The organism is Halobacterium bonnevillei, from assembly GCF_009831555.1.
In the GTDB taxonomy this organism is placed as follows: domain Archaea; phylum Halobacteriota; class Halobacteria; order Halobacteriales; family Halobacteriaceae; genus Halobacterium; species Halobacterium bonnevillei.
Genome location: NZ_WUUU01000007.1, coordinates 26141 through 44671 on the forward strand (window position 1 = coordinate 26141; position 18531 = coordinate 44671).

26 protein-coding genes, 1 tRNA gene and 1 pseudogene are annotated in these 18531 nt (G+C 67.7%); 20 read left to right on the plus strand and 8 right to left on the minus strand.

Features of this window, described 5'->3' with window-relative positions:
- The first annotated feature begins 92 nt into the window (after window positions 1-92).
- The 8 genes from GRX66_RS02370 to rpsB all read left to right on the plus strand — a co-directional run bounded on the left by GRX66_RS02370 (window position 93) and on the right by rpsB (window position 3770).
- Window positions 93-177: transfer RNA gene (locus GRX66_RS02370), tRNA-Leu, on the plus strand.
- Between the two features lie 33 nt (window positions 178-210).
- Window positions 211-564: a 50S ribosomal protein L18e gene (locus GRX66_RS02375; protein WP_159525092.1), complete on the plus strand. Its 354-nt coding sequence runs from the start codon at window positions 211-213 to the stop codon at window positions 562-564.
- Window positions 561-998, plus strand: a complete 438-nt coding sequence (locus GRX66_RS02380) for a 50S ribosomal protein L13 (RefSeq protein ID WP_159525093.1) — start codon at window positions 561-563, stop codon at window positions 996-998. Before GRX66_RS02375 ends, GRX66_RS02380 begins: the two co-directional genes overlap by 4 nt.
- Window positions 992-1390 carry a 30S ribosomal protein S9 gene (locus tag GRX66_RS02385; RefSeq protein ID WP_159525094.1) on the plus strand — a complete coding sequence of 133 codons (399 nt, stop codon included), beginning with the start codon at window positions 992-994 and terminating at the stop codon, window positions 1388-1390. Before GRX66_RS02380 ends, GRX66_RS02385 begins: the two co-directional genes overlap by 7 nt.
- 12 nt (window positions 1391-1402) lie before the next feature.
- Window positions 1403-1603: a DNA-directed RNA polymerase subunit N gene (locus GRX66_RS02390; protein WP_159525095.1), complete on the plus strand. Its 201-nt coding sequence runs from the start codon at window positions 1403-1405 to the stop codon at window positions 1601-1603.
- Window positions 1600-1779: a DNA-directed RNA polymerase subunit K gene (locus tag GRX66_RS02395; protein WP_159525096.1), complete on the plus strand. Its 180-nt coding sequence runs from the start codon at window positions 1600-1602 to the stop codon at window positions 1777-1779. The genes GRX66_RS02390 and GRX66_RS02395 overlap by 4 nt, the downstream gene beginning before the upstream one ends.
- On the plus strand, window positions 1780-3021 hold the full coding sequence (gene eno / locus GRX66_RS02400; RefSeq protein WP_159525097.1) for a phosphopyruvate hydratase: 1242 nt from the start codon (window positions 1780-1782) through the stop codon (window positions 3019-3021).
- The gene (rpsB, locus tag GRX66_RS02405; RefSeq protein ID WP_159525098.1) at window positions 3018-3770 is read left to right on the plus strand and encodes a 30S ribosomal protein S2; all 753 of its coding nucleotides are present in this window, start codon (window positions 3018-3020) and stop codon (window positions 3768-3770) included. Before eno ends, rpsB begins: the two co-directional genes overlap by 4 nt.
- A 138-nt stretch (window positions 3771-3908) precedes the next feature.
- Here the strand turns inward: rpsB and GRX66_RS02410 are convergent, their stop codons facing one another.
- The 5 genes from GRX66_RS02410 to GRX66_RS02430 form a co-directional block, all read right to left on the minus strand.
- Window positions 3909-4508 carry a COG4315 family predicted lipoprotein gene (locus GRX66_RS02410; RefSeq protein ID WP_201292889.1) on the minus strand — a complete coding sequence of 200 codons (600 nt, stop codon included), beginning with the start codon at window positions 4506-4508 and terminating at the stop codon, window positions 3909-3911.
- A gap of 92 nt (window positions 4509-4600) precedes the next feature.
- Window positions 4601-4903, minus strand: a complete 303-nt coding sequence (locus tag GRX66_RS02415; protein WP_159525099.1) for a hypothetical protein — start codon at window positions 4901-4903, stop codon at window positions 4601-4603.
- Window positions 4904-4950: 47 nt separating this feature from the next.
- A complete protein-coding gene (locus tag GRX66_RS02420; protein WP_159525100.1) occupies window positions 4951-5226 on the minus strand; it encodes a helix-turn-helix domain-containing protein in 276 nt (91 codons plus the stop codon).
- A 68-nt stretch (window positions 5227-5294) separates the two neighbouring features.
- Window positions 5295-6110, minus strand: coding sequence for a VOC family protein (locus tag GRX66_RS02425; protein ID WP_201292890.1), 816 nt, complete (start codon window positions 6108-6110; stop codon window positions 5295-5297).
- A 99-nt stretch (window positions 6111-6209) separates the two neighbouring features.
- Window positions 6210-6665, minus strand: a complete 456-nt coding sequence (locus GRX66_RS02430; protein WP_159525102.1) for a cupredoxin domain-containing protein — start codon at window positions 6663-6665, stop codon at window positions 6210-6212.
- A gap of 222 nt (window positions 6666-6887) precedes the next feature.
- Here GRX66_RS02430 and mvk point away from each other — a divergent pair, with 222 nt between their 5' ends.
- Both mvk and GRX66_RS02440 read left to right on the plus strand, forming a co-directional pair.
- Window positions 6888-7874 (plus strand): mevalonate kinase, encoded by a 987-nt coding sequence (gene mvk, locus GRX66_RS02435; RefSeq protein ID WP_159525103.1) that lies wholly within the window; start codon window positions 6888-6890, stop codon window positions 7872-7874.
- Window positions 7871-8608: an isopentenyl phosphate kinase gene (locus tag GRX66_RS02440; protein WP_159525104.1), complete on the plus strand. Its 738-nt coding sequence runs from the start codon at window positions 7871-7873 to the stop codon at window positions 8606-8608. The genes mvk and GRX66_RS02440 overlap by 4 nt, the downstream gene beginning before the upstream one ends.
- A 22-nt stretch (window positions 8609-8630) precedes the next feature.
- Here the strand turns inward: GRX66_RS02440 and GRX66_RS02445 are convergent, their stop codons facing one another.
- On the minus strand, window positions 8631-8828 hold the full coding sequence (locus tag GRX66_RS02445) for an HVO_2922 family protein (RefSeq protein WP_159525105.1): 198 nt from the start codon (window positions 8826-8828) through the stop codon (window positions 8631-8633).
- Between the two features lie 230 nt (window positions 8829-9058).
- Here GRX66_RS02445 and GRX66_RS02450 point away from each other — a divergent pair, with 230 nt between their 5' ends.
- The 10 genes from GRX66_RS02450 (at window position 9059) to GRX66_RS02495 (ending at window position 16868) form a co-directional block, all read left to right on the plus strand.
- Complete coding sequence (locus GRX66_RS02450) at window positions 9059-10405, plus strand: ribonuclease J (RefSeq protein ID WP_159525106.1); 1347 nt, start codon at window positions 9059-9061, stop codon at window positions 10403-10405.
- Complete coding sequence (gene idsA3, locus GRX66_RS02455) at window positions 10406-11452, plus strand: geranylfarnesyl diphosphate synthase (RefSeq protein ID WP_159525107.1); 1047 nt, start codon at window positions 10406-10408, stop codon at window positions 11450-11452. It begins immediately after the preceding gene.
- Between the two features lie 103 nt (window positions 11453-11555).
- Complete coding sequence (locus GRX66_RS02460; protein WP_159525108.1) at window positions 11556-12167, plus strand: DUF1326 domain-containing protein; 612 nt, start codon at window positions 11556-11558, stop codon at window positions 12165-12167.
- Window positions 12168-12192: 25 nt separating this feature from the next.
- Window positions 12193-12978: a DUF2182 domain-containing protein gene (locus GRX66_RS02465; protein ID WP_159525109.1), complete on the plus strand. Its 786-nt coding sequence runs from the start codon at window positions 12193-12195 to the stop codon at window positions 12976-12978.
- A gap of 195 nt (window positions 12979-13173) precedes the next feature.
- Window positions 13174-14931: a glutamate--tRNA ligase gene (locus GRX66_RS02470; protein WP_159525110.1), complete on the plus strand. Its 1758-nt coding sequence runs from the start codon at window positions 13174-13176 to the stop codon at window positions 14929-14931.
- A gap of 127 nt (window positions 14932-15058) precedes the next feature.
- Entirely contained in the window at window positions 15059-15349 is a 291-nt protein-coding gene (locus GRX66_RS02475) for a hypothetical protein (RefSeq protein WP_159525111.1), read from the plus strand.
- Entirely contained in the window at window positions 15346-15684 is a 339-nt protein-coding gene (locus GRX66_RS02480; RefSeq protein ID WP_159525112.1) for a hypothetical protein, read from the plus strand. The genes GRX66_RS02475 and GRX66_RS02480 overlap by 4 nt, the downstream gene beginning before the upstream one ends.
- Window positions 15681-15968, plus strand: a complete 288-nt coding sequence (locus GRX66_RS02485) for a hypothetical protein (protein WP_159525113.1) — start codon at window positions 15681-15683, stop codon at window positions 15966-15968. The genes GRX66_RS02480 and GRX66_RS02485 overlap by 4 nt, the downstream gene beginning before the upstream one ends.
- Entirely contained in the window at window positions 15965-16327 is a 363-nt protein-coding gene (locus tag GRX66_RS02490; protein WP_159525114.1) for a hypothetical protein, read from the plus strand. Before GRX66_RS02485 ends, GRX66_RS02490 begins: the two co-directional genes overlap by 4 nt.
- Window positions 16320-16868, plus strand: coding sequence for a DUF7504 family protein (locus GRX66_RS02495; RefSeq protein WP_159525115.1), 549 nt, complete (start codon window positions 16320-16322; stop codon window positions 16866-16868). The genes GRX66_RS02490 and GRX66_RS02495 overlap by 8 nt, the downstream gene beginning before the upstream one ends.
- Window positions 16869-16898: 30 nt before the next feature.
- Here the strand turns inward: GRX66_RS02495 and GRX66_RS02500 are convergent, their stop codons facing one another.
- A complete protein-coding gene (locus GRX66_RS02500) occupies window positions 16899-18119 on the minus strand; it encodes an MFS transporter (RefSeq protein WP_159525116.1) in 1221 nt (406 codons plus the stop codon).
- Window positions 18120-18224: 105 nt separating this feature from the next.
- Window positions 18225-18531: pseudogene (locus GRX66_RS02505) on the minus strand (tRNA(Met) cytidine acetyltransferase TmcA); the annotation flags it as partial.

Sequence of the window (18531 nt, forward strand, 5' to 3'; positions counted from 1 at the left end):
GTCCGCTCCTGCCCCGGGAGTCACGGGACCGGCAATCGAAATGGGTAAGAAGGGTCGGGGGCAACTGAGAAGTGAAGCCGTACTGCGGCCGTGCAGGGATAGCCAAGTTAGGCCAAAGGCGCAGCGTTCAGGGCGCTGTCCCGTAGGGGTTCGCAGGTTCAAATCCTGCTCCCTGCACTCGACTTCTCACAACTTTCCAGGAGCACGAGTATGAGTAAGACAAGTCCGAGACTCAGCAGTCTCATCGCCGAACTGAAGTCCGCATCCCGTGATTCGGGTGCGGACGTCTGGGGTGACGTCGCTGGGCGGCTGGAGAAGCCGCGCCGCACGCACGCCGAGGTGAACCTGAGTCGCATCGAACGATACGCGAACGAGGACGAAACCGTCGTCGTCCCCGGCAAGGTGCTGGGGTCCGGCGCGCTCCGTAAGTCCGTCACCGTCGCTGCCGTGGATTTCTCCGGCAGCGCGGAGACCAAAATCGAGCACGCCGACGGCGAGGCCGTCCATCTCGAACAGGCAATCGAACAGAACCCCGACGGGACCGACGTGCGGGTGATCCGATGAGTCTCGCAGAGTTCGACGCCGACGTGGTCGTCGACGCCCGGGACTGCATCATGGGTCGCGTGGCGAGCAACGTCGCAGAGCGAGCGCTCGCTGGCGACACCGTCGCCGTCGTGAACGCCGAGCAGGCGGTCATCACCGGCACGAAAGAAGACGTCTTCGGGACGTACAACAAGCGCGCGGAGCTCGGCTCCGACAGCGGTCCGTACTTCCCGAAGCGGCCCGACGGCATCTTCAAGCGCGCCATCCGCGGCATGCTGCCGTACAAGCAGCAGGACGGCCGCGAGGCGTTCGAGAACATCCGCGTCTACGTGGGCAACCAGATGGACGAGGATGGCGAGGTGCTCGAGGGAACGTCGCTGGACCGACTCTCGACCATCCGCTTCGTCACCCTCGGCGAAGTCTCCGAAGAACTGGGGGCAAACGTCACATGGTAACTAACACGTCCGGCAAGAAGAAGACCGCCGTCGCTCGCGCCACCGTGAGCGACGGCCAGGGTCGAGTGCGAATCAACTCCACGCCCGTCGAACTCGTCGAACCGGAGATGGCTCGCCTGAAGATGCTGGAGCCGTTCCGCATCGCCGGCGAGGACCTCCGCGACGGCGTGGACGTCGACATCGACGTCTCCGGCGGCGGGTTCGCGGGCCAGGCCGACGCCGTCCGCACCGCAATCGCGCGCGGGCTCGTCGAGCACTACAGCGACGCGGAGCTCCGCGACGCCTACCGCGAATTCGACCGGAGCCTGCTGGTCAACGACGTCCGGCAGTCCGAATCCAAGAAGTGGGGCGGCCCCGGTGCCCGCGCCCGCTACCAGAAGTCCTACCGCTGAGGTGATCAAAGCATGATGGTACCAGTCCGGTGTTTCACGTGCGGTAACGTCGTCGGCGAATACTGGGAAGAGTTCAAGGCACGCGCCGAAACCCACGACGGCGACGAGGACCCAGCGGACGTGCTGGACGACCTCGGCGTGGACCGGCACTGCTGTCGACGCATGCTGATCTCCCACCAGGACCTCGTGGACGTAGTCTCCCCATACCAATGAGCGAGTCACAGCACTTCAATCGGTACGAGAAGGCTCGCATCATCGGTGCGCGAGCGCTGCAGGTGTCGTACGGCGCGCCCGTCCTGGTCGACACGAACCAGTCGGAGCCGATCCTCATCGCGGCCGAGGAGTACGACGCGGACGCGCTCCCGTTCACGGTGCGGAGGGACAACTGAATGACGCGCATCGAGTCCGTCCGGTACCGACCGATTCTGGACTCCCGCGGCAACAAGACCGTGGAGGCCGAGGTCGTGACCGAAGACGGCGGGTTCGGTCGTGCCGCCGCGCCGTCGGGCGCGAGCACGGGCGAGTACGAGGCCGTCGAACTGCCCGTCGAGGAGGCGATCGCGGCGGCCCGCGAACACGTCGCCCCGCGCCTCGAAGGCCGCGAGTTCGCGGCCGACCAGCGCGGCGTCGACGCCGCCATCCACGCGGCCGACGGCACGGAGAACTTCTCCGACGTCGGCGCGAACAGCGCCGTCGCGACGAGCATGGCGGCCGCGAAAGCCGCCACGGACGTACTCGGTGCGCCGCTCTACCAGCACCTCGGTGGCGCGTTCCGCGGCCGGAACTTCCCGGTGCCGCTGGGGAACGTCGTCGGCGGCGGCGAACACGCCGCTGACGCCACCGCGATCCAGGAGTTCCTCGCGGCACCCGTCGGCGCGCCGAGCGTCCGGCAGGCGGTGTTCGCGAACGCCGCCGTGCACGAGCGGGTCGGCGAACTCCTCTCGGAGCGCGGCGAAGCCGCCGCGAAGGGCGACGAGGGCGCGTGGGCGCCGTCCATCGAGGACGCCGCCGCGTTCGAAATCGTCGACGAGGCGGTCGACGACGTGGCCGACGAGTTCGGCTTCGACGTCCGGTTCGGCCTCGACATGGCCGCTGCTGAGTGCTACGAGGACAGCGAGGAACAGGGGTCCTCGAACAGCCGGACGTCGTCCGGCGATGGCGAGTACGTCTTCGGCGACGAGGTCCGCTCCACCGCGGAGCAGATCGACTACGTCGCCGGCCTCGTCGACGAGTACGACCTCGCGTACGTCGAGGACCCCCTCGACGAGAACGACTACGAGGGGTTCGCGGACCTCACCGAACGGGTCGGCGACCAGACGCTGGTCTGTGGCGACGACCTGTTCGTGACGAACGTCGAGCGCCTCCGCGACGGCATCGCGGCGGGCGCCGCGAACAGCATCCTCGTGAAGCCCAACCAGATCGGGACGCTCTCGGACGCGGTCGACGCGATCGAACTGGCGACCCGGAACGGCTACGACGCCGTGGTCTCCCACCGCAGCGGCGAGACCGAAGACACCACAATCGCACACCTCGCCGTGGCGGTCGACGCCCCGTTCATCAAGACGGGCACGGTCGGCGGCGAGCGCACTGCAAAGCTGAACGAACTCATCCGCATCGCAGACGAAGCATGAGCGAGAACGAATCCGACACAGAGGCCGAACTCGAGGACGCCGCCGAGGCAGCGCAGGAGGAACCTGCCGCCGAGGAGGGCGCCGAGAGCGAGGTCCAGACAGACGAACAGCCTGCTGAAGAGCCGGACCCCGAGGAGACGGCGACGGAGGACGTCATGTCCGCCGACGAGGCCGACCTCCTGATTCCGGTCGACGACTACCTCGGTGCCGGTGTCCACATCGGTACCCAGCAGAAGACCAACGACATGGACCGGTTCATCCACCGCGTCCGCACCGACGGCCTGTACGTGCTCGACGTCTCGAAGACGGACGAGCGCATCCGCACGGCCGCGAACTTCCTTGCGAACTACGACCCCGAGCAGATCCTGGTCACGTCCAGCCGCCAGTACGGCCGCTTCCCCGCGGAGAAGTTCGCGGACGCGGTCGGCGCGCGCGCCCGGACCGGCCGGTTCATCCCGGGGACGCTGACGAACCCGCAGTACGACGGCTACATCGAGCCGGACGTCCTCGTGGTCACCGACCCCATCGGTGACGCGCAGGCCGTCAAGGAAGCCATCACGGTCGGCATTCCCGTGATCGCGATGTGCGACTCGAACAACCAGACGAGCAACGTCGACCTCGTCGTCCCGACGAACAACAAGGGGCGTCGCGCGCTGTCCGTCGTCTACTGGCTGCTGGCCAACGAGACGCTGGACCGCCGCGGCGCGGAGCCGACGTACGCCCTCGAGGACTTCGAGGACGGCCTCTAACCCGGCCTTTCGACTTCGACGCTGTACTTTCCTGTGGGTGTACGGGACTCGACGCGTAGCGAGTCGCTTCCCGACCGCTGGGTCGGGCGGCCGAGCGGGAGCGCGTCGCCGACGGACACCGGGCGCTGAAATCGAGCGTCAGTAGCCGCCGCCACCACTGCCGTCGTCCGTCGTCGTCGTCGCCGACCCCTCCCCGCCCTCGACCTGTGTGCCGTCCGGCGTCAGGAGGAACCAGACGTCGCCGACGCCCTGACCCTCGGTGTCGCCGGGTTCGCTGTCGGCGGCGTAGTAGTACAGCGGCCAGCCCTCGGCGGTCACCTGCATCGACCCGTCGTCGCGTTCCGCGGTTCCGAGCGACGCGGTGACGTCGCTGCCGGCGGACGGGTCGCCCTCGACGGTCAGCGGCGGCCAGGCGTCCTCGCAGTCCCCGTAACACGTCGAGGTGCCCTCCTCGTCCTGCGTGAACAGGTAGAGACTCATGCCCTCGCTGTCCACGAGGACGTCGCCGTGCTCGTCGGTCGACCCGACAGCGACGGTGGGGCCGTCGGCCATCGCCTCGGTGGTTGTCGCATCCGATTCGGTCGCCTCCGTGGTCTCCGACTCCGCCGTCGTCCCCGCTTGCGCCGTGGTCTTCGTGGCATCGGTGGTCGTGTCCTGTTGGCCGCCGTCGGAGCCGGTCGTGCAGCCGGCGAGCGCGACCAGGCCCGCGGTGGCGGCGAGAAAGCGTCTGCGGTGCATCCCGTCTGCACGTGCGATCGGCTCCGAGAAAGTGATTTTCCGAAAACTCGCCAGAATCTCTCCAAAATCTACACGTTCCGGAGTTCTGTGGCTTACTGCCGGGTCACCCACGCGAGCGCCGCCAGCGCCGCGAACTCCAGGACGGTGAGGACTGCGATGGCGAAGTTGTACCGCGGCGGAATCTCCGCGAACCAGCCGCTGGTCGTCGGGTCCAGGACGTAGAGGTTGAACGCGTACGCGTTCTGCCCCAGCAGGAACCCGCCGAATGCGAGGAATCCCAGCAGGTATCGGGAGCGATACCGGCGGTAGTTGCGCACCCAGACGGCGCTCAGTGAGAGCACGACAACGAGGTTCAGCGCTGTGACGACGCGAGTGACGTCGAACCAGACCGTCATCTGCCTGTCCCTCCGTGCGAACGCGCGTGGGTAGCGTAGCCCTGCATTCAGTTCACCTCCTGGATGACGCCCTCCACGGTCTCCCAGTCGTCCTCGACGCGGTCCGAGAGCAGGTACACCGTCCCGTAGCCGTCGCCCTCGGCGTCCACGAGGTCGTGCTCGAGGAGCAAGTCGAGGTGGTGGCGGACGGTCGTGTAGTCGAGGTCGAGGTCCTCGGCGAGCTGGTTGGCGTTGCGCGGCCGGTCAGACAGCGCGCGCAGGATGCGACAGCGGTTCGGGCCGCCGCGCGCGCCGGCCAGCAGGTACCAGAGGACGCCCTCCATCACGAACCAGTTCGGCTGTCCGCGGCAAAAAACCGACCCCGGTCTGGTCGACCGCTCTCGGCGCTGTGCTACCGTTCTGCGAGGCCGAGGTAGCCGTCGAGGCCGTCGACCCACCGCACGCGTCGCCCGAACCACTCGCGGCCGTCGGTCAGCGGGTGCTGGTGGCGGGCGTCGTCGATGTTCGCGGTCAGGAGGACGGCGGCCGGGCACGGCCCGAACTCGTCGACGCGCTCCGCGACGCGCCCGTTGCTGGGCTCGCAGACGACGACGTCCTGCCCGGGGAAACGCGCGAGTTCGCCGAACTCGTCGTCGTAGTCGTACTCCGGGGACGGGAACCGGTAGAGGCGCTCGAAGCGCTCGACGGTCGTGTCCAGGTCGTCAGTCGCGAGGACCACCCACGCGATCCCCGACACCGGCGACCCGTAGAGGTCGCTGTCGGGGACGCGGAACTCCCGCGGCGTCCGATCGCTGACGACGAACGGCAGCACGTGCTCGTCGGGCGGACCGAGGAACGCGTTGTCCCACTCGACGAGCGTGCCGTCGGGTCGTTCGCGGCTGCCGTACGACGGCCCGTGGACTTCCACGTCGTGGTCGATGACTCGCTGACACTCCGCGTGGACGCTCCCGGTCTCGACGCACCAGTCGCTGGGACCGCCGATCGGGTCGGCGTAGTCGAAGAACTCGCCCCACCACGCGGGGTCCTCCCGGGTGGGCGCGACGAGTTCGAGGTAGGAGCCGTCGGGGAGCACGAGCGCCGCCATCTCGGTGCCCGCGTCGGGGTGTTCGCCGCCGTACGTCGGGGCGAACCCCGCGGATTCGAAGCGTTCGACGATGGCGTCCAGGTCGCTTGCAGCGAACGGGACGTGGTCGATGACGGGGCGCATGCCGAGTGCTTGACCGTCCGGACACATAAGCACGTCCCGCGATACAGGAGAGTCGGACGCGCGTGGCAGCGAACTGACGGCCCAGCGCTACCGGCCGGCTTACTCCTCGCAGGGGAGCGAGGCGTCCAGCGACACGTCGCCGACGAGAATCGCGCCGCACATCGATGATTCGCCGTGGATGTCACAGAAGTACTCGTAGACCCCTTCCTCCTCGAAAGTGAACTCGCCGCCGCCACCGCTTGCGGTCATTCGCTTGTCGTACTCCCAGGTCGTCGCCTGGTCGGTGAACTCCGTGCTCACGACGGTGTGGGGGACGGAGTCCTCGTTGTTCCAGACGACCGTTGCACCGGGGTCCACTTCGAGTCGAATCGGGTCGAAGGACGTGTTGACGGCCCGTACCTGGTTCGCCGGCCCCGCTTCGGTCGTCGTCTCGGGGGCCGTCGTGGCGTCGCCGCCGTTCTCCCCGTCGTCACCGTCACCGTCACCACCCGAACAGCCGGCGAGCGCCACCGTGCCGCTCGCGACCACCGCGCCAATGAATCTCCGTCGATGCATGCTACCGTGTCCATAAGTACCAATTATCAAAATAGTTCGGACCAGTTACTGGGCTCGCCACTCCCAGCCACCCGGACAGGTCGCCGCCTGACCGGCTCGTCCCACTGCCGTTTCTACCAACCCAGCGTGACTGCCGCCGACAGTCCCCATCGACGCCTCACAGCGTGCGTCGAGCGTCGACGTTCCGGAACTTCTGTAACCACGGGGTGCAGACGCGACTGTATGACCACGACTTCGAGTGCGCCGGGGAAGGTCTATCTCTTCGGCGAACACGCCGTCGTCTACGGCGAGCCGGCGGTGCCGTGCGCCATCGAGCGCCGCGCACTGGTCACCGTCGCGGGGCGCGACGACGACCGCGTCAGGGTGTCCGCCGACGACCTGTCGCTGGACGGGTTCACCGTCGAGTACGGCAGTTCCAGCGACGGGAAACCCGACGTCGACGTCCCGACGCCGCTCATCGAGGCGGCGATGGGGTACGTCGAGGAGGCGCTCGCGCAAGCCAGGGACGCCGCGGACCGACCGGACGCTGGCTTCGACGTGGAGATCGAGAGCGAGATACCGCTGGGCGCTGGCCTCGGGTCGAGCGCGGCCGTCGCCGTCGCGGGCATCGACGCCGCGACCCGGGAACTCGGCGTGGAACTCGACCCGAGGGACGTCGCAGACCGCGCGTACCAGGTCGAACACGAGGTCCAGGACGGCCAGGCGTCGCGGGCGGACACGTTCTGCTCGGCGATGGGGGGTGCGGTCCGCGTCGAGGGCGACGACTGCGAGACGATGGCGGCGCCGGACCTGCCGTTCGTCGTCGGGTACGACGGCGCGAGCCACGACACCGGCGAACTCGTCGCGGGGGTGCGCGCGCTCCGCGACGAGTTCGGGTTCGCGTCCGACACCGTCGCGGCCATCGGCGACCTGGTCAGGGAGGGCGAACAGGCGCTGGCCGACGGCGACCTCGAGACGCTGGGGCGGCTGATGAACTTCAATCACGGCCTGCTGTCCGCGCTCGGCGTGTCCTCGCGGTCGCTGGACAACCTCGTGTGGGCGGCCCGCGACGGCGGCGCACTGGGCGCCAAACTCACGGGCGCGGGGGGCGGTGGCTGCATCGTCGCGCTGGACGAGGGCGACGGCGTGGAGACAGCGCTCTCGCTGTCGCCAGAGTGCGAGGAGTCGTTCAGCGCCGAACTGGCGACGGAGGGCGTCCGCGAGGAATGACGGTCGTCGTGAAACTCGGGGGCAGCGTCGTCACCGACAAGTCGGCCCCCGAAACGGTCGCCGAGGACGTGCTCGCGGACCTGGCCGCTGCCATCGGGGACGCGGACCTCTCGGACCTCGTGGTGGTGCACGGCGCCGGAAGCTTCGGTCACCCGGTCGCGGCCGAGCACGGCGCCTCCAGCACGGCCGGCACGCGGGACCCCGCTGCGGTTCGCGACATCTCCGGCGTGATGGAACGCCTGAACGACGCGGTCGTCGGCGCGCTCGCCGACGCCGGCGTCCCTGCGGTCCCAGTCCACCCCTGTTCCGCCAGCCACCGGACCGAAGACGGAACGCTCCAGTTCCCGACCGACGCCCTCGAGGCGATGCTCGGCGAGGGCTTCGTGCCCGTCCTCCACGGGGATGTCATCACGCACGCAGGCGAGGGCGCGACGATCCTCAGCGGCGACGAAATCGTCACGCACGTCGCGGACGACTTCGACGCGGACCGCGTCGGCATCTGCTCGACAGTCCCCGGCGTCTTCGACGAGGACGGCGACGTCGTCCCCGAAATCACGGACTACGACGACGTCGCGGCGGCGCTCGGCGAGAGCGCGGCCACCGACGTCACGGGCGGGATGGCCGCGAAAGTGCGGGCGCTGCTGGACCTCGGCGCGCCCGCGTTCGTCTTCGGACCGGACGCGCTAGCGGCGTTCCTCGCCGGCGAAGACGCCGGGACGAGAATCGAGGGCTGACCGCGGCAGCCAGCGGTCGACCCTATTCGGTACCGGGATTGCCCTCCACGACGTCGGCGTCCGGGGCGTTGTCCTTGACGCTCTGGAGTCCCTGCTTGGCTTTCTGTTTCGACGCGTACCCCTCCCCGGAGTCAGCGATGATGTTACCGTTGTCGTGGACGAGTCGCCATCGGTACTGTCCGGACTGGTCCTCGTACACGTGGAACGTGGCGGGTGCCATACTGGCCCCAGAGACGCCCGCTCCAAGGGTGTTTCGGCGCGCCGGGGTCATCCCCCGCTGGTGCATATCCCCGCTGTTTTTAACACCGCGGGACGTACGGCGTCCAAGAGCAGTGTCGCGGGCAGCGACGCGGTAGCGACCGATGGCTGCAAGACGCCCCGGTTCGCCGCCGGTAGTCCGCGGCTGTTTCAGACACGATTCCCGCACAGCGGGTTTCAGTGCTCAAAACCATGGAAATCGAAATTGCCACAATTGGCGGCTACGAAGAAGTCGGCCGGCAGATGACTGCCGTCCGAGCGGGTGACGACATTGTCATCTTCGACATGGGCCTCAACCTCTCGCAGGTCCTGATTCACGACAACGTCGAGACCGAGAAGATGCACAGCCTCGACCTCATCGACATGGGCGCGATTCCGGACGACCGCGTCATGTCCGACCTCGAGGGCGACGTGAAGGCCATCGTGCCGACGCACGGCCACCTCGACCACATCGGCGCGCTCTCGAAGCTCGCCCACCGCTACGACGCGCCCATCGTCGCCAGTCCGTTCACGCTCGAACTCGTGAAAGGGCAGATCGAGGGCGAGCAGAAGTTCGGCGTCGACAACGACCTCGTGGAGATGGAGGCCGGCGAGACGATGGCCATCGGCGACCGCTGCGAACTCGAGTTCGTGCACGTCACGCACTCCATCATCGACGCGATCAACCCCGTCCTCCACACGCCGGAGGGCGCCGTCGTCTACGGCCTCGACAAGCGCATGGACCACGACCCCGTGCTCGAGGACCCCATCGACATGCAGCGGTTCCGCGAGATCGGCCGCGAGGGCGACGGCGTCCTCTGCTACATCGAGGACTGCACGAACGCCGGCCGGAAGGGCCGTACGCCCTCCGAGAGCGTCGCGCGCCGCCACCTCAAGGACGCGATGCGGAGCATCGAGGACTACGACGGCGGCATCGTCGCCACGACGTTCTCCAGTCACGTCTCCCGCGTGTCCTCGCTCGTGGAGTTCGCGAAGGACATCGGCCGCGAGCCGATTCTGCTCGGCCGCTCGATGGAGCAGTACTCGGGCACCGCCGAACGCATGGGCCGCGTGAACTTCCCGGACGACCTCGGGATGTTCGGCCACCGAAAGTCCGTCGACCGCGCGTTCAAGCGCGTGATGAACGAGGGCAAGGAGAACTTCCTGCCCATCGTCACGGGCCACCAGGGCGAACCCCGCGCGATGCTGACGCGGATGGGCCGCGGCGAGACCCCCTACGACATCGAGGACGGCGACAAAGTCATCTTCTCGGCGCGCGTCATCCCCGAGCCGACCAACGAGGGCCAGCGCTACCAGAGCGAGCAACTGCTGCGGATGCAGGGCGCCCGCATCTACGACGACATCCACGTGTCCGGCCACCTCCGCGAGGAAGGCCACTACCAGATGCTGGACGCGCTCCAGCCCCAGCACGTCATCCCCGCCCACCAGGACATGAAAGGCTTCGCGCCGTACGTCGACCTCTGCCGGAGTCAGGGCTACAAGGTCGGCCGTGACCTCCACGTCACGCAGAACGGCAACACCATCCAGCTCGTCGAGTAGATGTCGAAGAACGCTCGCGAAGAGGCGGTGCTCGGCGCGGTCCGCGAGCGCCGCGAGAAGGTCAACGCGGCCATCGACGAGGAACTCCCCTCGAAGCGGCCGGAGCGACTCTACGAGGCGTCGCGCTACCTCCTGAAGGCGGGCGGGAAGCGCCTCCGCCCCGCAGTGCTGTTGTTGACCGCCGAGGCGTTAGGGGACGTGCCGCCGGGGAGCACGGACTACCGCGAGTTCCCGGACCTCACCGGGGAGTCGATCGACGTGATGTCCGCGGCCGTCTCCATCGAGGTCATCCAGTCGTTCACGCTCATCCACGACGACATCATGGACGACGACGACCTGCGCCGCGGGGTGCCTGCGGTCCACCGCGAGTACGACACGGAGACCGCGATTCTCGCGGGAGACACGCTGTACTCGAAGGCGTTCGAGATTATGCTCCGGACGGGCGCGCCGCCGGAACGCGGCATGGGCGCGATGCAGACGCTCGCGGAGACGTGCACCCACATCTGCGAGGGACAGGCCCTCGACGTGGAATTCGAGACCCGCAGCGACGTCGTCCCCGAGGAGTACATGGAGATGGTGGAGTTGAAGACCGCAGTGTTGTACGCTGCGGCCGCGTCGATTCCCGCCGTCCTCCTGGGCGCCGACGACGAGACCGTCGAAGCCCTCTACAACTACGGGGTGAAAGCCGGTCAGGCGTTCCAGATCCACGACGACATCCTCGACCTCACCGTTCCGAGCGAGCAACTCGGCAAGCAACGCGGCAGCGACCTCGTGGAGAACAAGAAGACGGTCGTGACCCTGCACGCCAGCGGCCAGGGCGTCGACGTCGAAGGCCTGCTGGACGCCGACGACCCCGAACACGTCACCGACGACGAGATCGAACAGGCCGTCAGCGTCCTCGAGGACGCCGGCAGCATCGAGTACGCCCGCGGCCTCGCGGACGACCTCGTCGCGGAGGCGAAGGCCCACCTCGACGTTGTCCCGGACAACGAGGCCCACCGCCGCCTCGAACAGGTCGCGGACTACCTCGTCGAACGGGGCTACTAGGAACGGCCTACTTACTGGAATATCCGCCGTAGAGGCTCGCTACGAGAGTCTGAGGGGGAAACAGTTAGTATGGTAGACGTTGACATAGAACGTGGTGTGTCCGATGGCAGAAAACTGGAACATCAGGGGGGACTACGTCGAGGCGTGCAACTGCGAGGTTGCATGCCAGTGCGTCTGGCTCGAACCCCCCGATGGAGACGTATGCACGGTATCGCTCGCCTGGGAGATCGAGGAAGGACAGTACGGCACCGTGGATTTGAGCGGCCTCGGGGTGGCAATGCTCATCTACACCGACGAGGGCGTCATGTTCGCCCCAGACACGGGGTGGTACCTGGCACTCCTCGTCGACGAGACGGCGGATGCAACCCAGCAAGCGGCGATCGAGGACATTTTCACGGGCCACGCTGGCGGCGTCTTTGCCGTCATCGCCGATACCCACGTCGAATCTGCAGAGGTCGCCACCGCGCCCTTCGAATTCGACAGGGACGATGGGGACTTCTCGGTCGAGGTCGGAGACGTCGTGACCATGGAGACGACCCCGAAAGACGGGTTCAACGACGAACCAGGGACAATCACCCCACATCCGCTCGGACCAGGCCTCGAGATGAAAACAGCGAAATCCGAAGCAGCGACCGTCTCGTACGACGACGACTTCTCGTGGGACGTCTCGGAGAACAACTCGTACTACTGCGATTTCGAGCTCGTGAACGCCTGACAAGATTCCCCGATCGACAGACACCATGCGGACGCCAGCCAGGTGGCAGTTCGACCACCGACGTATCCCGGTCGTGGCAATCGTCACCTACGGAATTGCCGTAATCGCGTGGGTAGCGATCGTTCGACGCTGGCTCCCCATGCCGGGTTCAGTTCCCGGCCTCCAGATGACCGACCCGGGTGGCCCGGAGGCGATGGCGCTCTCGAATGGACTCGCCGGTCTGGGCCTCTACGTGGGGATGTGGGGAGTGATGATGGTCGCAATGATGTACCCCTCCACAGTCCCGCTGTTCCGAATGTACTACCGGACGCTCGACGGGACGACGAACCTGCAAAAAGCAACGCGCGTTAGTGCATTCCTGGGAACGTACGCCCTGATCTGGGCACTCACGGGTGTCGTTCCACTCCTCGTGAACGCAGCCGTGCCGATCGCGGTCGTTGCCGACGGTCACGGCATGCTCTTGCTCGGGGGAACACTGGTTTTGGCGTCGCTCTACCAGCTTTCGCCGTACAAACGTCGGTGTCTGCAGTACTGTCGTACGCCGCTTGGCTTCCTGATGGAGTACCACCAACCCGGAGTGTCCGGGGCAGCGCGGATGAGTTTTCGATTCAGCGTCTTCTGCGTGGGTTGTTGCTGGGCGCTGTTTGCAGTCCTGGTCGTCGTCGGATCGATGAACATCCTGTGGATGGCGGGCATCACGGCGATCCTGTCGGCAGAGCGTGTTCTCACCTGGGGGGACCGCGTCGCGAAGGGGATCGGAGTTGCGTCGGGCGTAACCGGGGTAGCCGCGGTTCTGGTTGCTCTCGTGTAGGCTCGTCCGCCGACCGGGAATACGACTCCCGAATCTCGACGCCGTAATCCACCCCACGTCAGTGGCCTGGCGGTATCTGATCAGGAATCAGTTGGTGCAGACACAGAGTCAGTACTCAGTACCAGGGGTGAATCGACCCGGCCTCGCCGCAAATCCCAACGGATTTGCCGTACTCGGGCGAACCACTGGACAAGAATGGACGACGAACTCGCCGAGCGCGCGCGCCGCGCAGCCGAGACGGCGGCGCTGTACAACGCGCTCAAACACGACAGCGACGCACAGGTCGGCGCCATCATGGGACCACTGATGGGCGAGAACCCCGAGTTCCGAGAGCACGGCGACGAGATTCCCGGCGTGATCGCGCCGGTCATCGAGGACGTGAACGCGATGGACCGCGGCGAGCAGCGCGACCGCCTCGGGGAACTGGCGCCCGAGCGCGTCGAAGAGCTCGAGGCCGAGGGCGAAGAGGACGACCAGGTGTTGCCGGACCTGCCGAACGCCGAGGAGTACGACGACATCCGGATGCGGTGTGCGCCGAATCCGAACGGCCCGTGGCACATCGGCCACGCGCGGATGCCGGCGGTCATCGGCACCTACGCCGAGGAGTACGACGGCGAGTTCATCGTGCGGTTCGACGACACCGACCCGGAGACGAAGCGCCCGCTGCTGTGGGCGTACGACGAGATCCTCGAGGAGATCGAGTACCTGGGGTTCGAACCGGCCGCGGTCCACCGCGCGAGCGACCGTCTCGAGACGTACTACGAGCACGCCCGCGACCTCGTCGAGATGGGCGGTGCGTACACGTGTAGCTGTCCGGGCGAGGAGTTCTCCGAACTGAAGAACGACGCCGAGGCGTGCCCGCACCGCGAGAAGGACCCGGAGACAGTCGCCGAGGAGTTCGAGGCGATGGTGGACGGCGAGTACGACCCCGGGGAGATGGTGCTGCGCGTGAAGACCGACATCGAACACAAGAACCCCGCGCTCCGCGACTGGGTGGCGTTCCGCCTCATCGACACGCCGCACCCGCGCGAGGAAGCCAGCGACTACCGGTGCTGGCCGATGCTGGACTTCCAGTCGGGCGTCGACGACCACCTGACGGGCGTCACGCACATCATCCGCGGCATCGACCTCCAGGACTCCGCGAAGCGCCAGCAGTTCGTCTACGACTACTTCGGCTGGGACTATCCGGAGGTCATCCACTGGGGGCACGTGCAGGTCGACGACTACGACGTGAAGATGTCCACGTCGACCATCCGGGAACTCATCGACGCCGGCGAACTCGACGGCTGGGACGACCCGCGCGCGCCGACGCTCCCGAGCGTCCAGCGCCGCGGCATCCGCGGGCAGGCGCTCGTGGACGCGATGGTGGAACTGGGCACGTCGACGAGCAACGTCGACCTCGCGATGTCCGCGGTGTACGCGAACAACCGCGACGCCGTGGACGACGACGCACCCCGGCAGTTCCTCGTACGCGACGACTTCGACGCGCGCGCCGAGGGTGCCGACAAGTCGTACGCGGCCATCGAGGTTCCCGTCGACGACGGCCCGGACAGCGCGCACCCGGCAGTGCATCCCGAGCACGAGGACCGCGGCGAACGTCACATCCCCGTCGGTGACGCCGTCCTCGTCGAGGAGTCGGACCTCCCGGCCGTCGGCGAGCGCGTCTGGCTGAAGGGCTACGGGCCGGTCCGGTACGACGGCGAGCGCTTCGCGTTCCTCGACGCGGACATCGACGTCGTGCGCGAGGAGGGCGTCGACGTCGTCCAGTGGGTGCCGGCCGACGACAACGTGACCGTGCGGCTCCGGACGATGGACGGCGACGTCACCGGGTTCGCGGAACCCGGCTTCGGCGACGTCGACCCCGATACCGTGGTGCAGTTCGTACGGGTCGGGTTCGCGCGCTGCGACCGCCACGACGCCACGGAGTCAGTGGCGTACTTCGCTCACCCCTGAACCGGGAAGCGACCGCCGCGAGCGGTCGGCACGTCCCGGGCCAGAACGCTTGTGGATCTGTCACGTCACCGTGCGACGCCTGGATTTCCGCCTGAAGTTTCTTACGGCCCCATCGTGAATTGGTAGCATGGTTAGCACGTCGTTACTCGAACTCGTGGGTGTGGTCGGGCTCGCAATGGCTGCCCCGCTGTTCGCGGTCAGCACGCAGCGGTGCAGTGGATCGGCGTTCGCTTCAGTTTTCGGCCTCCTGACGGCCACCGTGGTCCTCGGCATCGCCGCGGTGCTCGTCGACCTCGCGCTGGTGTCCGAACCGGTCAAACAGTCCCTAACTGTGACGTTCGTCGGGGCCGCCGCGGTATTATCGGTCGGTACTGCGACGCGACTCGTTCGCCTGACGTCGGGCCGGTGGTCTGTGTGACCGCCGCATACCTCGTTATCCTGGGTATCGAGGGCGCTGTCGTGGCCCTGGCCGGCGCCGTCATCACGGCGACGGCGTTCCGTAATCCTGAGGTGGTTCTCTACGAGCGCGCCGTCGGTGTCGCGGGGCTCGGACTCGCGGCTGGCGGACTCGGCACCGTCTTGGGCACAGCCGGCCTGCCGGCCCTGGCGTCCGTCTTCGTCGTCGCCGCAGCACTCGCGTTCGTGCTCGCCGGATGGCGGCTCGCCGTCGACGGCCTCCAGACGGGGGACTGCGTTCGACGCCCGCACCAGGGCGACCGCTTCTCCGGCGGCTTCGAGGGGGAGAGAGAATGAGCCTCCTCGGCGTGCTGGTGTACGTACAGGCCGGGTTCATGTTCGCCGCGCTGCCGCTGAGTCTGCTCGCAGCCTACGGATTCCGGGGGACGCCGTGGGGTCGCGTGCTCTCGCCGCTGCCCGTCATGGAGGTGGCGTTCAGTATCGGGCTGGGTATCGGCATCCTCGGCGGCAGTGGGGACTGGCTGCTCGTCCAGGCGGGTGCCTACGGAGTCGGCGTCGTCGCGGTCAGCCTGCTGTCGTTCCGGCTCGCTCGCCTCGCCACCGGAGGTGTCCGAACGTGACGCTCGCGGACGCGCTGTACGCCGCGATGACCGTGCTCCTGGTGGTCGCGGGCGGCGCGCTCATCTACCCGGCCGTGCGCGGCTTCCAGGTGGTCGTCTACCGACGCGCAGTACTGTACCTCGGGTCCAGCGCCGTCCTGTTCGTCGTCGGCTGGGTCATGACCGATCTCTATTATCGCAGCGTCGTCGAGTCGGAACTCCTCAATCTCGCTGGCATGGCGGTGCTGACTGTCGCCGCGGCGGTCCACTTCGTCGCGGTCTGGCTGTTCGCCAGGGACTTCATGCAGTTCGACAGTGACACAGTCGCTATCGACGCCGACGTCGACTCGGGGGACGCCGGAGGGTTCGGCGATGAGTGAGAACAGCGACGCCGCATTGACCGGGCCGTCGGCCTCGCTCGACGACCTGAATCCGGGAGATCAAGCACTGGTGTCGCTTGCGGGCCGGAAATTCGACTACGGCCGCCTCCCCGAGTCCGCGTTCGGCAACCTCCTAGTGCTGTCCGTCGGCCGCAACCCCGGGAAGATCCAGCGCGCCATCGAAGCCGAGGGCGAGAACCCGCGGTCCGTCGGCGTCGTCCCCGTCAGCGGGTCGTCGATCGACTACGACGGCCCGATGTGGGTCGCGGACCGCGTCAGCCCCATGGACTTCACGGGCATCAGCATCCAGTTCACGCGCGCGTTCCAGCACAGCAAACCCGACGAGGGCTGGGTGCTCGTCGACAGCGTCAGCATCCTCCTGATGTATGCGGACGTCGACCGCGTCTACCGGCTCCTGGACTCCATCGTGGGCGCCTGCCGTTCGAAGAACGTCCGCGGCGTGTTCGTCATCGACCGGAACGCCGTCACCGACGAGACCGCAAACCGCCTCGCGGGTCTCGTAGACACGGTCCTGGAGTGACCGCGGCCGGCACGCGACGATTCCGCGTTCTCAATCGTCGGCCAGGTGTTCGGTGCTCGGGTTGATGCGCCCGGTTCTCGCGTAGACGCCCGCGACGAGCACCAGGCCGGCGACCAGTGGCACGAACGCGCACGCGACGTAGATCGGCGCGAACCCGACAGTCCGGATGAGCGGGAGGGTGACGAGCGGGCCGAGGGCGCCGCCGAGGTCGCCGAGGACGTTGTTCGTCCCCATCGCGCGCCCCATCCGCGCGTCCGGGGTCAAGTCGCCCAGCAGCGCCATCAGGGGTCCGCTGGTGCCGCCTTGTCCGGCGCCAATGCAGACGCAGGCCACCACCAGCAGGGCCAGCGAGTTCGACGCGGCCAGCAACACGAATCCCGCGAACGACACCGCGAGGAACACCAGCAGCGTCGGGAGCCGGGAACTCCGGACGTCGCTGAGTCTCCCGCCGCCGAGCATGAATCCCGAGGCCGCCAGCACCGTCACCGCCATCAGTAGCCCGGACATCCCCTGCGGTCCGTACCCCCAGACCGAGACGTCGATCAGGTCGACGAACAACACGAGCGTGGAGAACAGCGCACCGAGGTACGCGAAGTACAGCGCGAAGTTCACGAACCCGACTGTCAGCGTCGGCACGGCGGTGTCCAGTTCCCACGGCCGCACGGCGCTGCGTTGCTCGGAGACGTGGGTCTCGGGGACCAGCGCGTACGCGATGACGCTGGCGAGCAGCGCGAAGGCGGCGGCGACGACGAATGCCACCGTCACGCCGTAGAGGTCGCTGAGGACGCCACCCAGCACCAGGCCGGCGGGGAAGCCGAGCGTGATGCCGCCGCGGACGACGCCCATGCTCGTTCCCCGGGACCCCTCGTCGCTGACGTCCGCGGCGATGGTGTACGCGGTCGCGAACACGAGCGCGCTCCCGAGGCCCCAGAGGACGCGCGCGCCGACGAACCACGCCTCCGGGAGCGGCGCGTTGAACGCGACGACGTAGCCGGCCGTGGCGACGGCTTCGACGAACAGGCCCGCAATCAGTGGGGCCCGCGTGCCGACCCGGTCGACCAGCGACCCCGCTGGGGCGTTCGCGAGCAGTCGCGTGAACCGGTTCGCGCTGAGGATGAGGCCGACGAAGAACGGCGAGATGCCCAGCACCTGCTCCAGGTTCGGCAGAATCGGGAAGACGACGCCGCCGCCGAAGCCCACGAAGAACGTGCTGGCGACGACGGCGACGACGACGGAACTGGTGCGGTTCATTCGGCTGTGTGGTCGAGCGTTCGGCGATCGCGGGCATGAGTGTGGCGAACGACGGCGGGGTTTCCGGTTCTCGACCCGGCTCCGTGACCCGCCGAAACGGGGTGCTCACTCGGTGAAGCGGCTCAGTTCGGCCTGCGCGGCCGGCGTTCCGTACGCGTCCACGAGCGGCCGGAGTGCGTCCCCGAGCGCACGCATCGCCTGACTTGTGGAGTGGTAGCCGAGTTCGCCGGCGAAGTCGTCCCAGGGACGCGCCTGGAGGAGTTTCCCGACGAGCAGTCGCTCCTCGCGGTCGGACAGCAGGTCGGGCGCGCCCGAGACGAGGTGGGCGGTCGCGAGGTCCCTGAACGGCCCGGGGTCGACGCTGTACATGCCAGGTCCGTGCGCGGCGGCCGCGACCACGCGCCAGTCGGCG

Coding starts and splice junctions, on each gene's coding strand:
- GRX66_RS02375 (WP_159525092.1), top strand. CDS start 211: ATGAGTAAGACAAGTCCGAGACTCAGCAGTCTCATCGCCGAACTGAAG.
- GRX66_RS02380 (WP_159525093.1), top strand. CDS start 561: ATGAGTCTCGCAGAGTTCGACGCCGACGTGGTCGTCGACGCCCGGGAC.
- GRX66_RS02385 (WP_159525094.1), top strand. CDS start 992: ATGGTAACTAACACGTCCGGCAAGAAGAAGACCGCCGTCGCTCGCGCC.
- GRX66_RS02390 (WP_159525095.1), top strand. CDS start 1,403: ATGATGGTACCAGTCCGGTGTTTCACGTGCGGTAACGTCGTCGGCGAA.
- GRX66_RS02395 (WP_159525096.1), top strand. CDS start 1,600: ATGAGCGAGTCACAGCACTTCAATCGGTACGAGAAGGCTCGCATCATC.
- eno (WP_159525097.1), top strand. CDS start 1,780: ATGACGCGCATCGAGTCCGTCCGGTACCGACCGATTCTGGACTCCCGC.
- rpsB (WP_159525098.1), top strand. CDS start 3,018: ATGAGCGAGAACGAATCCGACACAGAGGCCGAACTCGAGGACGCCGCC.
- GRX66_RS02410 (WP_201292889.1), bottom strand. CDS start 4,508: ATGCACCGCAGACGCTTTCTCGCCGCCACCGCGGGCCTGGTCGCGCTC.
- GRX66_RS02415 (WP_159525099.1), bottom strand. CDS start 4,903: ATGACGGTCTGGTTCGACGTCACTCGCGTCGTCACAGCGCTGAACCTC.
- GRX66_RS02420 (WP_159525100.1), bottom strand. CDS start 5,226: ATGGAGGGCGTCCTCTGGTACCTGCTGGCCGGCGCGCGCGGCGGCCCG.
- GRX66_RS02425 (WP_201292890.1), bottom strand. CDS start 6,110: ATGCGCCCCGTCATCGACCACGTCCCGTTCGCTGCAAGCGACCTGGAC.
- GRX66_RS02430 (WP_159525102.1), bottom strand. CDS start 6,665: ATGCATCGACGGAGATTCATTGGCGCGGTGGTCGCGAGCGGCACGGTG.
- mvk (WP_159525103.1), top strand. CDS start 6,888: ATGACCACGACTTCGAGTGCGCCGGGGAAGGTCTATCTCTTCGGCGAA.
- GRX66_RS02440 (WP_159525104.1), top strand. CDS start 7,871: ATGACGGTCGTCGTGAAACTCGGGGGCAGCGTCGTCACCGACAAGTCG.
- GRX66_RS02445 (WP_159525105.1), bottom strand. CDS start 8,828: ATGGCACCCGCCACGTTCCACGTGTACGAGGACCAGTCCGGACAGTAC.
- GRX66_RS02450 (WP_159525106.1), top strand. CDS start 9,059: ATGGAAATCGAAATTGCCACAATTGGCGGCTACGAAGAAGTCGGCCGG.
- idsA3 (WP_159525107.1), top strand. CDS start 10,406: ATGTCGAAGAACGCTCGCGAAGAGGCGGTGCTCGGCGCGGTCCGCGAG.
- GRX66_RS02460 (WP_159525108.1), top strand. CDS start 11,556: ATGGCAGAAAACTGGAACATCAGGGGGGACTACGTCGAGGCGTGCAAC.
- GRX66_RS02465 (WP_159525109.1), top strand. CDS start 12,193: ATGCGGACGCCAGCCAGGTGGCAGTTCGACCACCGACGTATCCCGGTC.
- GRX66_RS02470 (WP_159525110.1), top strand. CDS start 13,174: ATGGACGACGAACTCGCCGAGCGCGCGCGCCGCGCAGCCGAGACGGCG.
- GRX66_RS02475 (WP_159525111.1), top strand. CDS start 15,059: ATGGTTAGCACGTCGTTACTCGAACTCGTGGGTGTGGTCGGGCTCGCA.
- GRX66_RS02485 (WP_159525113.1), top strand. CDS start 15,681: ATGAGCCTCCTCGGCGTGCTGGTGTACGTACAGGCCGGGTTCATGTTC.
- GRX66_RS02495 (WP_159525115.1), top strand. CDS start 16,320: ATGAGTGAGAACAGCGACGCCGCATTGACCGGGCCGTCGGCCTCGCTC.
- GRX66_RS02500 (WP_159525116.1), bottom strand. CDS start 18,119: ATGAACCGCACCAGTTCCGTCGTCGTCGCCGTCGTCGCCAGCACGTTC.